10 protein-coding genes are annotated in these 12,332 nt (G+C 72.1%); 4 read left to right on the forward strand and 6 right to left on the reverse strand.

Annotation, left to right across the window (positions count from 1 at the left end):
• Positions 1–49: 49 nt before the first annotated feature.
• The 3 genes from VHA73_12145 to VHA73_12155 are packed head-to-tail and all read right to left on the reverse strand — an operon-like array spanning position 50 to position 2,584.
• Entirely contained in the window at positions 50–1,423 is a 1,374-nt protein-coding gene (locus VHA73_12145) for a Stp1/IreP family PP2C-type Ser/Thr phosphatase (GenBank protein ID HVX18775.1), read from the reverse strand.
• On the reverse strand, positions 1,420–1,869 hold the full coding sequence (locus VHA73_12150; GenBank protein HVX18776.1) for an FHA domain-containing protein: 450 nt from the start codon (positions 1,867–1,869) through the stop codon (positions 1,420–1,422). Before VHA73_12150 ends, VHA73_12145 begins: the two co-directional genes overlap by 4 nt.
• 55 nt (positions 1,870–1,924) lie before the next feature.
• Positions 1,925–2,584 (reverse strand): DUF3662 and FHA domain-containing protein, encoded by a 660-nt coding sequence (locus tag VHA73_12155; protein ID HVX18777.1) that lies wholly within the window; start codon positions 2,582–2,584, stop codon positions 1,925–1,927.
• 161 nt (positions 2,585–2,745) lie between these two features.
• Here VHA73_12155 and VHA73_12160 point away from each other — a divergent pair, with 161 nt between their 5' ends.
• Entirely contained in the window at positions 2,746–5,802 is a 3,057-nt protein-coding gene (locus VHA73_12160; protein HVX18778.1) for an AAA family ATPase, read from the forward strand.
• 262 nt (positions 5,803–6,064) lie between these two features.
• A complete protein-coding gene (locus VHA73_12165) occupies positions 6,065–6,934 on the forward strand; it encodes a hypothetical protein (GenBank protein ID HVX18779.1) in 870 nt (289 codons plus the stop codon).
• 96 nt (positions 6,935–7,030) lie between these two features.
• Here VHA73_12165 and VHA73_12170 read toward each other — a convergent pair whose 3' ends face one another.
• Positions 7,031–8,413, reverse strand: a complete 1,383-nt coding sequence (locus VHA73_12170; protein ID HVX18780.1) for an acyl-CoA dehydrogenase family protein — start codon at positions 8,411–8,413, stop codon at positions 7,031–7,033.
• 63 nt (positions 8,414–8,476) lie between these two features.
• Positions 8,477–9,166 carry a phosphatase PAP2 family protein gene (locus VHA73_12175; protein HVX18781.1) on the reverse strand — a complete coding sequence of 230 codons (690 nt, stop codon included), beginning with the start codon at positions 9,164–9,166 and terminating at the stop codon, positions 8,477–8,479.
• A gap of 225 nt (positions 9,167–9,391) precedes the next feature.
• On the opposite strand from VHA73_12175, the gene VHA73_12180 reads away from it, so the two are divergent.
• Positions 9,392–10,504, forward strand: a complete 1,113-nt coding sequence (locus VHA73_12180) for a 2-oxoglutarate and iron-dependent oxygenase domain-containing protein (protein HVX18782.1) — start codon at positions 9,392–9,394, stop codon at positions 10,502–10,504.
• Positions 10,505–10,612: 108 nt separating this feature from the next.
• Here VHA73_12180 and VHA73_12185 read toward each other — a convergent pair whose 3' ends face one another.
• Positions 10,613–11,443, reverse strand: a complete 831-nt coding sequence (locus VHA73_12185; protein HVX18783.1) for a DegV family protein — start codon at positions 11,441–11,443, stop codon at positions 10,613–10,615.
• An 18-nt stretch (positions 11,444–11,461) separates the two neighbouring features.
• Between VHA73_12185 and VHA73_12190 the strand changes: the two genes are divergently transcribed.
• Complete coding sequence (locus VHA73_12190; protein ID HVX18784.1) at positions 11,462–12,280, forward strand: TetR family transcriptional regulator; 819 nt, start codon at positions 11,462–11,464, stop codon at positions 12,278–12,280.
• The last annotated feature ends 52 nt before the right edge of the window (positions 12,281–12,332 follow it).

The raw sequence follows: 12,332 nt of genomic DNA on the forward strand, positions 1-12,332 counted from the left end.
ATCCTCGTTCGTGCGCGGCGCCCACCCGGGTGGTGGCGCGGGCCGGTGGTCACGGGGCCTTGGTGGTCGTGGGAGCGGCGGTGGTGGGCGTGGCCGGCTCGGTCGTCGGCGCGGCGGTGGTGGAGCTGGGCTTGGGCAGCCCCTGAGCCGCAGCGATGCCCTCGAGGCGCCGTACGTAGCCGTGGGCGTCGCTCAGCGACGACGCACTGTGGCCCTTGCGCAGCTCGTCGCGGTATTGCGCCGGCATCTGCTCGAGGGTGACCCCGGTGTCCTCTGCGACGGTGGGGTCGAACCACAGCACGCCGCCGGGTTGGCCCTTGAAGATCGTGACCTCGTTGCCCTTGACGCCCACGAAGTACGTGCGGCGCGCGTACCAGCCGACCGCGCCCACCGCGGCGGCGAGCACGGCGAGCACGATCACCACGAACAGCGCGACTCGCCAGGTGAGCCGCCGGATGCGCGGCTCGGCGGGCTTGCCGGTCACCGCGGCGCGGCCGTCGGCAGCGCCGTCCGCGCCCGACTTGCCCGGCCCGGCCTTTGCGGTGGTGCCGAACCCCGCGACGTCCTCCTCAGGAGTCAGCGCGGATCCGGCGGGGCCGGCGGCGGCAGCGACCTCGGTGCGGTCGCGTCGCTCGCCCCTGGCGGGCGCGTCGCCCGGAGCGGGCGACCCGGCCCCCACGACCTGGCCCTCGTCCGACCCGTCGCCATCGTGGATGTCGACCACGACGACGGTGATGTTGTCGCGCCCTCCGTGCTCATTGGCGAGGCGCACCAGCTCGCGGGAGGCCTCGTCGGGGTCGGCGAGGCGGCGCAGCGTGGCGGCGATGCGATCGGTGGACACCTCGTTGAACAAGCCGTCGGAGCACAGCAGGTAGCGGTCGCCGGTGACGGGTGCCAGCTCCACATGGTCGACCTCGACCTCAGGGTCGGTGCCGAGCGCCCGGGTGATGATGTTGCGGTGGGGGTGGACGGCGGCTTCCTGCTCAGTGAGACGGCCCTCGGCCCGCAGGTCCTCGACCAGACTGTGGTCGCGGGTGAGCTGCGACAGGTCGTCGGCGCGGTAGCGGTAGGCCCGCGAGTCACCGACGTTGATGATCATCACCTGGTCGGCACCGTCGTCGTCGACCACCAACGCCAGCGCGCACAACGTGGTGCCCATTCCCCGCACGTCGGGGTCGGCCACCGACCGGTCGAAGATCGCCCGGTTGGCTGCCTGCACCGCCGCCACCATGCCCGCGACGGTCGGCGTGGAGGCCTCGGCGCGGAACGTCTCGACGGCCATCGCCGAGGCGACCTCGCCACCCTGGTGGCCGCCCATGCCGTCGGCCACCCCAAACAGGTTGGGGGCCACCAACTTCGCGTCCTGGTTGGTGGAACGCACTTGGCCGACGTCGGTGGACGCGCCCACCACGAACCGGGTCACGACAGCTCCATGATCGTGTTGCCGATCTGCAGCAGGTCGCCGCGGGCGATGACCATCGGGCCGCGTACCTTCTGGCGGTTCAAGTAGGTGCCGTTGGTGGACCCGAGGTCCTCGACCAGGCACTGGCCGTCGCGGATGAAGACCCTCGCGTGGATCTGCGACGCGAACGTGTCGTCGAGCGTGATCCGGCAGCCCGCGGCACGCCCGACGGTGAGCTCGTCCGACAGCGGGAAGGTGCGCCCGCGCTGCTCGGCCGGTTCGACGATCCGCAAGTGCGGCGTGCCCCGCTCGCGCCGCGGGCGGCGCCGTTCACGGCCAGGCGCCTTGGGCGCGGCGACGACCGGACCCTTCACCTCGGTCCACACGGCCCGCAGCACCCGCAGGAAGAACAGGTACAGCAGAGCCAGGAGACAGAGCTTGAGGATGTTGAGCAGTTGCTCGGACATTCCCGGCTGAGCCTAACGAATCCCGTGGTTGGGGCTGCTCCAGGAGACGCGGCGGTCAGGACGCTTCGAAGCGGATCCGCGTGTTGCCGAACTGCAGCTCGTCGCCGTCGTGGAGCTCGTGCGAAGCGATGCGGCCCCCGTTGACCCGGCTGCCGTTGGTGGACCCCAGGTCGACCAGCACCCAGCCCGTGCCGTGGGTGCGGATCTCGGCGTGGTTGCGGCTCACGTTGGGGTCGGCGAGCACGATCGTGGAGTTCGGCATGCGGCCGATCGTGACCGTGTGCTCGTCGAGCTCGAGGCGCTCGCCGGTGGGCAGAAGCAGCGATCCGGCGCCGGTGCCGCCGCGCCCTTCGCGCAGCCGGGCATCGATGGCGAAGGCCCCCGTGCGCATTCGTGGGTCGACGGCGAGGTCGACGCCGACGGGCCCCATGAACACGTAGCCCTCTTCGCGTGCGTGCTCGCGGGCGGTCTCGGCCAACTCGTGGCAGAGGCTGTCGTGGATGTCGGCGAACTCTTCGTGGTCGGTCTTCGACAGCCGTACCGTGAAGTGGTTGGGGACCACGACCCGTCCGCGGACGTCGACGGAGCGACCGTCGCTGAGTTCCCGTACCAGCCGCCGACCGACCTCGACCGGGCGGAGGCCGCTGCGGAACACACGGGCGAACGTTCCTTCGACGAGTTGCTCGAGGCGTCGTTCGAGCCCGCGGGGTCCCATGGCCAGGAACGATACCGGGATCTCGATCACGCACTGCTGCCGCGAAGGTTCTGAGCGTGTCGAGCGGCTACGGTGGTCACGTCGGTCGTCTCCCGGGGCGGACGCAGGAACAGGCGAAGTTCCTGACCGGGTGGCCGGCACGCGAGGGAGGGGTGTTCCCGGTGCGTAAGCGCCTGTTTGAACGCGAAGAGGAAATCGGGCGGCTAGAGGGCCTGATCCATCACGCGCGCAGTGGTGAGGGCGGAGCTGCCTTCGTGGTCGGCCCGCCGGGCATCGGCAAGTCGCGCTTGATCGACGAGGCTGTGGCGTTGGCGGAGTACGCAGGCCTGCGGGTGCTGCGCGCGGATGCACATCCGGGGGAGCGCGACTTCCCGTTCGGCGTGGTGCACCAGCTGTTCGACGTCGTCGTGCGCGGCGAGGGCGGCGCCGCGCTGCTCGACGGTCCTGCGGCGACGGCGCGGCCGCTGTTCGAGCCCGAGGCGGGCGTGCCTGCCCACGTCGACGACGGTCTGTACCCGCTGCTGCACGGCCTGTACTGGCTGGCGGTCAACCTGGCACAACCGGACCCCGTGCTGTTGGTGGTCGACGACGTGCAGTGGGTCGACGTCGCTTCGCTCCGCTTCCTCGTGTACCTGATCCACCGGTGCGCCGACTCGCCGGTGGTCGTGGTGCTCGGTTTGCGGCCCGACGCCGACGCGCCCGACGCCGAGCTGCTCGAGGAGCTGGGCACGCACCGCTCGATCACGATCCTCGAACCCCGCCCGCTGAGCAGCGACGCGGTGGCCGAGCTGGTCTCCGGCGAGCTGCCCGACGCGACCGCTGAGTTCAGCGAGGCGTGTGCGCGGTCCGCCGGCGGCAACCCGTTCCTGGTGGTCGAGCTGCTCCACTCGCTGCCGGAAGAAGTCACCGGCAGCCCCGCCGAAGTCGCCTTGGTCGCCGGTTTGGCGCCGCGCGCGGTCGTGCGGGCCGTCCATCAGCGCCTCGCCCGTCTGCCGCAGGCCACCTGGGACCTCGCGGCTGCGGTCGCGGTGCTCGGCGGGCCGGTCGACCTCGGTCTGGCGGCCCGGGTGGCCGGCCACCCCGCCGAGGAGGTCACGACCGCGCTCGACCGTCTGATCACGGCGCACGTGTTGGAACAAGAAGGCGGCGGCGGTCTGCGGTTCGTGCACGACGTCGTCGCTCAGGCGGTGCTCGCAGAGTTGGCCCCGGGCCGTCGTGCCGAGCTGGAGCTGCGAGCCGCCGTCGCGCACCACGAGCGAGGCTCCGCGGCTCCGCAGATCGCGGCCCACCTGTTGCACACGCCGGGCACGTCCGAGGTCTGGGCGGTCGACGCGCTGCGAGAGACCGCGGAGCAGGCTCGCCGCGAAGGTGTGCCGGACACGGCGGTCCGGTACCTGCGTCGGGCCATGGACGAGGACCTCGCCGACCCCGAGCTGCGCGGTGTGGTGCTCGCCGAGCTCGGAGAAGCGGAGTCGCTGTTGGGGTTCGACGAAGCGGTCGTCCATCTCGAGGCCGCGGTGCCGTTGGTGGCCGGCGGTCGGCGCGCCGCGGTGCTCCTCGCGCTGGGCCGGGCGCAGTCGATGGCGGGGCATGCAGGAGCGGCTGTGCGCAGCTTCGCCGCAGCAGCCGAGTCGGCGGTCGACCCCGACGTTCGCGCCATGGCGGAGGCCGACTGGGCGCTGTCGCTCATGGTCGGGCGCACGGACGTCGGCGACGTCGCGGCCGGCGATCCGAGCGCCGTGCCCGACCCGGACCTGCCCGAGCCCGGCGCCTCGCTCTCCGCCGGCGCCCGGGCCTCCTTGGCGCGGGTTGCGTTCGGGCGCTTCCGGGTGGGTGCGCCACACGCGGAAGTGGTGGCGCTCGCACGACGGTCCTACGACAACGGGCGGCTCGTGGCCGACGGCGGTGCACGCAGCCTGGCAACGGTGGGGCTTGCCGCGGTGGTGAGTTGGTCGGGCGAGCTGGAGTTGGGCCTCGAGCTGCTCGACGCGCTCGTCGCCGACGCTCGAGCCACGGGCGACAACATGGCCCTCGCATCGGCCACCTGCCTGCGGGCGTGGCTCCTCTTGGAGGTCGGCCGCTTGCGCGAGGCGCTGGTCGACATCGAGACGGCACTCGAAGCGCGGTCGTTCCGCTGGGCGCAGCTCGACGATGCGGCCACAGCGGTCGCCGCTTGGATCCATCTCGCGGCAGGTGACCACACGACGTCGGCCGAGGTGTTGGCGACCTTCCCCGACGACCATGCACGGATCGGGTTGGCGGCCCTGGTCGCCGGCGCCCGTGGTGACCTGGCGAGCGCGCGCGGCGACCATGGCCAGGCGCTGGGTCTGTACCGCCGGGCCGGCCGCCTGCTCGACGCCGCGGGCCTCCACAACCCCGCGGCGTTCCCGTGGCGCTCGCGGGCCGCGCATGCCGCCCACGCGATCGGCGACGATGCGGCGGTCGAGCTCGCACGCGAAGAGCTCCGCCTCGCCGAGTCCATCGGCACTTCCCGATCGTTGTGCCGGGCGCGCCTGGCGATGGCGGCGGTCGTCGAACCCGACGAAGCCCTCGTGTATGCCGAGTCGGCGGCGACCGGTGTCGACCCGGCGTGTGTCCTCGACCAGCTCCAAGCGCTCGTGGCCGAAGGCGGCGCACTGGTGCGGGTTGGTCGGCGCGACGAGGGCGGCGACCGCTTGCACGACGTGCTCGCCACCGCCGAGCGCATCGGGGCCCAGGCGGTGGCCGAGCTGGCGCGTCGTGAGCTCAACGCCGCCGGGTTCCGCCCGCGGCGTGGTGCGCGCTCCGGTGTCGAAGCGCTCACCCCGTCGGAGCGCCGGGTGACCGAGCTGGCCGCTGCGGGCCGGTCGAACCGCGAGATCGCCGACTTGTTGTACGTGACGATCAAGACGGTGGAGTTCCATCTCGGCAACGCCTACAACAAGTGCGGCGTGCGCACCCGCGGCGACCTGGCGGCGTTGCTCGACGCCTCGCCGCATGGCGACGATGGTCAGGTCCCCAGCGCCGACGCCGACCGCTCGCGCGCCGACAGGTCGGGCGCGAACCAGCCGGGTCCGGGTGGGTCGGGTCCGGGTCTGTCGGCGACCGGCCGCTCGCGCGGCGGTGAGTCGGGTCCGGGTGAGTCGGATGGCGGTGGGTCGGCGACCGGCGGGTCGGATGGCGGTGAGTCGGGCCCCGGTCACGACACCTTGTCGACGCCGTCCCCCCGGGCCAGCTGACCCGGGCCACCCAACCCCAACCCCACCCGCAACCCCAAACCGATCGTGGTGTGAGCAGTTGACCACCCAGGAGGTGGCCAAGGGGGCGAGTCGATAGGCGAGCCGACCCATCAACACGGCGCCTGTTGGCCAGGTGCGGCCTGGCGAATCGAACGGTGACCCGTGACTCGGGCGACCCATCCGCGCAGGTCCGAAGTGCTCACAGCGGGAGGGGGGTGGGGGTCATCGATCGGGGGCGGCCGGGTCCTTTAGGGTCGAGTGGATGGTCGTCGTGGTGGTGGTGCTCGCCGTGCTCGCGGCGGCGCTGGGCGGAGGCCTCGCGTTCGAGTACGTGAAGGCTCACCGTGCGGCAGCCCAATTCGCCACCGCTGAGAGCCGGGCCGCGGACGCAGAGGGCGACGCGGCGCAGGCCCGGGCCGACGCCGAGGCCGCGCAGCAGAAAGCCACGCAGGCCGAGGACGCTGCCCGCACGGCCAAGGAGCAGGCGCAGTCCCAGGAGCACGCCCGTCAGAACCTCGATGCCAAGCTCCAGGCGGCCGAGTCGCGCGCCGACGTGGCCGAACGCCGCACGGCCGAGGTCGAAGAGCGGCTGGCCGGCCTCACCGCCGCGCCGACGCCAGCGCAACTGGCCGCCTCGGCGCCGGTCGCCGCGGGAGCGGTCGTCGACACCGGGCTCGTCAACCCCGACCTGTTGTGGGCGTTCGAGTTGGTGCGCACGTCACGAACGTGGCGGTACTCGGTGGCCGTCGGACCCGACGACCCCTCGCCGTTCGGGCCCGACGATGACCCGTTGCGGGTGGCCATCGAAGTCGAGGCTGCGGCGTTGCGCGAGGAGTCGGGCACGGAGATCGGCCTGGACTGGGACCTGCCGATGCGGCTCGACACTTCGCGGTCGTTGATCGTGCTGCGAGCATCGCAAGAGACCCTTGCCGCCGCGGCACGGCTCGCCGACACGGTGGTGCTCGGTGTGCTGGCCGACGGCGACGACGTGGTGCTCACCCTGCGGGGACCCGACGCGGACGACCCCGCCATCGCCCTCCCGGCCGACGCGCTTCCTGCCGCAGACGGGTTCGAGCGCCTGCGCGACGGTGTGCGGATCCTCGGCGCCGCGGTCGCGGCCTACGAAGGCTGACCGCGACTACCGAATCCACCGTTCTGGGCTGAAAAAAGCGCGCCTGGGCACGTAATTTTCAGCCCAGAACGGTGGGGTCAGCCCAGAATCGGGGCTTCAGGCGTTCTTGGGCAGCGACGAGAACGGCGCGGTCTTGTCGTTGTTGGGTTCCTTGGGGAGCCCGAGCACCCGCTCGCCGATGATGTTGCGCTGGATCTGGTCGGTGCCGCCGTAGATCGGGGGTGCCTGTGCGAACAGAGCCGCTTCGGTGACCGCCGGGAGGAACGGGTTGCCCGTGGCGGCGTTCAACGCCGTGCGGTCGGCGTCGCTGTACGCGTGGAGCGTGCCGTACGCGCCGACGATGCGCAGGCTGAGGTCGCGGGTGAGGCGCAAGATGTTGCTCATCGACAACTTCGAGATGTTGGGCATCCCGGGGATGTCGCGGCCGGACATGCGCTCGGCCTTGACCCGCAGGCCGTTGTACTTGCCGATCTCCGACAGCGTGTGGAGGCGGACCAGGTCCTGCCGCACGGTCGCGTCGGAGATGGTGCCGTTGCCCTTGGCCAAGTCGATCAACAGCTTGGCGCCCGACGAAGTGGGCACCGACGGCGCCTGGACCTTGCCGCCCTTGGCCTTGGCGTCCCCGGCGGCCTTGCCGTTGCTGCCGTTGGTGCCGCCGCGGCGGGCGGGACGGGCGCCGACGAAGTCGCCGGCGCGCTTGTCGAGGTTGCCGGCGACGGTGCCGGGCAGGGCGCCTTCACCGGCGCCGCCGCCACCCGCGCCGAGGCCGGCGCGCTCGTGGCCGAGCGTGGTGTTGGCGACCGCCCAGCCGTGACCGCGGTCGCTGATGCGGGCCGAATCGGGCACCCGGGCGTCGGTGAGGAAGACCTCGTTGAACAGCGCCCGACCGGTCATCTCGCGCAGGGGGCGCACCTCGATGCCCGGCTGCAGCATCTCGATGCCGAAGTACGTGATGCCTTGGTGCTTGGGTACGTCGGGGTCGGTGCGGGCCAAGAGCATGCCCATGTCGGCGACCTGCCCACCCGACGTCCACACTTTCTGACCGTTCACGATCCACTCGTCGCCGTCGGGCACGGCCTTGGTCGTGAGCCCGGCGAGATCGGACCCGGCGCCCGGCTCGCTGAACAGTTGGCACCACGCCTTTTGCCCGGTGACGATGTCGCGGACGAACGTGTCGATCTGTTCCTGTGTGCCCTGGTCAGCGATCGTGGGTGCCGCCAGCAGCAGGCCGAGCCCGGCCGGCGCCGCGACCGCGCCGTACCGGCTGATCTCGACGCTCACTCGGACGACGTCGGAACGCTGGAGGCCGCGGCCGTACGCGTTGGTGGGAAGGCCAGGAGCGGACCAGCCACTGGTCCCGAGTCGTTCCCACCACTCGGCCAGCGTGAGGTCGGGATCCCAGTTGTCATCGAGCCAGGCGCGCAGCTCGTCGATCAGCTCGTCGCTGGAAGTGGCGGTGTCGGTGGTCGTGTCGGCCATTGCGGGGCCCCCTGAGATCGCTTGGTCGGCCCCGAAATTCTGCGCATTGACCGCGGGGTCAAGTCAACCCGAGCCGCGCCGACGCAGCCGATCCGTCCGTTTCGGCAGCCACCACGCCACGGCCGCGCACCATGCGGTGGTGAGCACTGCACCGGCCACGATGTCGCTCAACCAGTGCGCGTCGAGCACCAGCAAGGTGGCCGCCATGGCGGCGATCGCAAGGGCCGCGCCGACCGCCGGCCACCAGCGGCGGCGGGTGGTCCACGCCAGGACCGCCAGCGGCACGACCAACGTCGCCATGCCGGAGATGTGACCTGACGGGAACGCAGGTTCACCCCAGTGGCCGCGGGTGCCGGGACGGTTCACCGTGTACTTGAGCACGTACACCATGGCGTCGGTGCCGAGCGCTGCCACGACCGGCACGAGTCCCTGGCGGATGCCGCGGCGGCACAACAACAGCGCGCCGCCGGCGAGCACCGAGAGCACGAGCACGACGCGCACGTCCCCGAAGGCCGTGACGGGATGTACCACGTGCTCCCACGTCGGCGTCCGATGAGCGAGCACCCAGCCACGGACTCGGTCGTCGACGTATTGCACGGCGCCGGGCTCGCCGCCCGGCCGCACGAGGGCGCTGGCGCCGAGCCCGGCGCCGATCAGCGCGACGAGGACGAGGGGCAACCTCCACGCGTGGCCGGTGGCATCCCTGGCCGGCGCCTCCTGTTCGGCGTCGTGAGCGATCGGCAAGGAGAGCATTGGTCCCGTTGTAGCGACCGCCCCCGCACCGTGGGCTAAAGCCCGGCGCTCGCTCACCTGAGGCCGACCCGGTCCACGCGGTGTCGACTCCCGCGCGTCCCGTTGCAGAAGAACGTCCGTCGGGCGGCGTTGCGGCAACTCTTCGTGCAGGACTGGTTGCTGTGTCGCCACTTCTGCACGAATCGGAAGCTGGCGCGTCGGAGGTCGGCGATGGAAGCTGGGGGGATGACGCACCTCGGAGCGACGGACTCGACCGGCGTGCCGGGGGTCGATGCTGTGGCGGGGGTCGATGGTGTGCCGGGGGTCGATGGTGTGCCGCGGGTCGACTTGGCGCCGTGGCTCGGTGCGGATCCGCGTGATCCGGCCGCGCGCCGGGTGGCCGGCGAGGTCGACGCGGCCTGCCGCGAGGTGGGGTTCTTCACGATGGTGGGTCACGGTGTCGAGCCACGGCTGCGGGAGCGACTCGACGAGCTGGCCCGCGAGCTGTTCGCCCTTCCCGAAGCAGAGAAGGCCGAGATCGAGATGGCGCGGGCGGGGCGGGCATGGCGTGGCTGGTTCCCGCTGGGCGGCGAGCTGACCTCCGGCAAGCCTGACCGCAAGGAAGGCGTCTACTTCGGGCGCGAGCTCGGGCCCGACGATCCCCGGGTCCGCTCCGGGACGCCCCTCCACGGCGCCAACCTGTTCCCGCGCCGGCCGATCGGGCTGCGCGATGTGGTGGTGCGCTACCTCGACGAGATGGAGGCGCTCGGCCAAGCCGTGTTGTCGGCGATGGCGGTCGGCATGGGGCTCGACCCGGCGTGGTTCCCCGACCACCTGACCCGCGACCCGATCGTGTTGTTCCGCATCTTCCGCTACCCCCCGCACGAAGCGGCGGCAGGGGCGGCCGGCGCCACGGCGTTGGGGGACTGGGGGGTGGCGGAGCACACCGACTACGGGTTGCTGACCCTGTTGGGACAGGACGGATCGGGTGGCCTGGAGGTGCACGGACCGGGCGGGTGGGCCGCGGTCGCCCCCGATGCCGATGCGTTCGTCTGCAACATCGGTGACATGCTCGAGCGCCTCACCGGCGGCACGTATCGCTCCACGCCGCACCGGGTGCGCAACGCGAGCGGGCGCGACCGCTTGTCGTTCCCCTTCTTCCTCGATCCGGGCTGGGACGCGGTGGTCGAGCGATTGCCGATCGTCGAGCGGCCCCCCGACGACGACGGCGCCCGCCGGTGGGACCACGCCAGCGTCCACGGTTTCACCGGCACGTACGGCGAGTACCTCACGGCCAAGGTCGCCAACGTGTTCCCCGCGCTTGCCGCGGCGACATCCGACCACTCGCCGAACGACTGATCGCTTCACCGCCCGACCGAGGACCGGACGTGGCCGAGCGGCGCGTCGGTCGCCTCGGGCTGGCTCGGGTCGACCCGCATCAGGGGAGAGCGGTGGAGGGAGCGGTTGTCAGCGCGGCTCGGCCCGCAGCCAGGCGATGCCCGCGCACCCGTGACCGGTGTGCACCGCCATGGCGTCGCTGAACACCACGATCTCGGCCGCCGGGCTCAGCCGTTGCTGGAGGCGACGCGCCCGCGCGGGCAGCCCGCGGTGGAACACGAGCGCGGGCACGTGGCGCGACCCACCCGCCGCCAGCCAAGTGGCCTCGACCCGGGCCAGCGCGTCGACCACCCGTCTCGTGTGGCCGAGCGGGACCACCACACCATCGCGAAACCCGAACAGCACGCGGGCGCCCGACTCGGTCAGCGCGGTGGCTGGCACCACGCCGCTGCGTCGCAGCGTCGCGAGCCCGTCGACCACCGCCACGAGCTCGGCCCGTGCGGCAGCGGAGCGGGCGGCTGCGGTCACGTCGTCAGCTGATGCACCGCGGTGGGCGGCCTCGAGTGCGGCGGCCACGACCAGCCCATGGGCGGCAGCGGCTGTGCGGGTGTCCACCACGTGGACCGGGCGGTCGGCGAGCGCGGCTGCGGCGCGGGCGTGCTGGTTGATCACGGTGAACTCGTGTGCGGGGGTCACGATCACCACGTCGTCGGCTGGCTCGCGCTCGATGAGGTCGAGGAAGTCGAGCACCGAGGGCGCCACGGTCTTGGCGGTCTCGCCGTCGGCGAGGCGTCCGGCCACCGACGGGGCGGGCCGCGCGGAGGCGTCGTCAGTGGTCGGCGTCGCCCAACGGACGCCGATCTCGGCCGTCGCGATCAGCGGGTCGTTGGCGACGGATCCCGGGAGACAGGCACTCGAGTCGGTGACGATGCGAAGCGGGCGAACAGCTCGTCGCGCCATTCCGGCAGGATAGAGAACATGCCGGGGAACGCAAGGGGCGATCGTCTGACGATCGGCGAGCTGTCCGAATTGTCCGGAGTGAAGGTGCCGACCATTCACCACTACCGGAAGCTCGGGTTGCTGCCCGACCTCGTCCGGGTCGACGCGCACCGGTTCGGCTACGACACCTCGCACCTCGAAGCGCTGCGCTTGATCCGCCTGCTGCGCGAGCGGCGCGGCCTGTCGCTGAAGCGGATCGGCGAAGTGCTGCCCGGGCTCATCGCCAGCGAGGAGGCGTTCCGCCCCGAGATGTGGGACGACCTGCTCACCGAACCGCTCGAGCGCGACGACGCTGGTCGGGTGCGCGAGGCGCTGGTCGCCGAGGCCCGCAGGGCGTTCAACGACAAGGGATTCGGGGCGGTGAGCGTGGAGGAGCTGTGCGAGGCGGTCGGCGTCGCGAAGGGCACGTTCTACCGGTTCTTCGGATCGAAGCAGGAGGTGTTCCTTGCGGCGGTGGCATCGGTCGCCGATGTGGTGGGCGCCGCTGCGGCAAGTGGCGACCGTCGCCGATCTGGCTGGTTCGACGAGGCGGTCGGGCCGTACGTGCCGCTGCTGCTCGAAGCGTCGGTGCGGGCGCTGCACGGCGACACCGACGCAGCCTCCGCCACCGCGCAGGTGATCGACCGGCTGGTCGCGGTGGCGTCGCCGCGGCGTCCCCGCGACAAGCGAGGCGCCGGCGCTGGGCCCGACCCCACCGCCGGTCGACGCCGGTTGGCGAATGCGGTGCAACAGCAGATCGAGGCCGGCATCCGCAGCGTCCTCGCGCTGCGCCGGGCCCTGCCGACCCAGCGCGCCTGACCTCCCTCGCCGTCAACGTCGAGGGCTCCGCGTCTCGTTCCCCGCCCGCTCG

The sequence above is a fragment of the Acidimicrobiales bacterium genome, assembly GCA_035547835.1.
Lineage (GTDB): Bacteria > Actinomycetota > Acidimicrobiia > Acidimicrobiales > Iamiaceae > DASZTW01.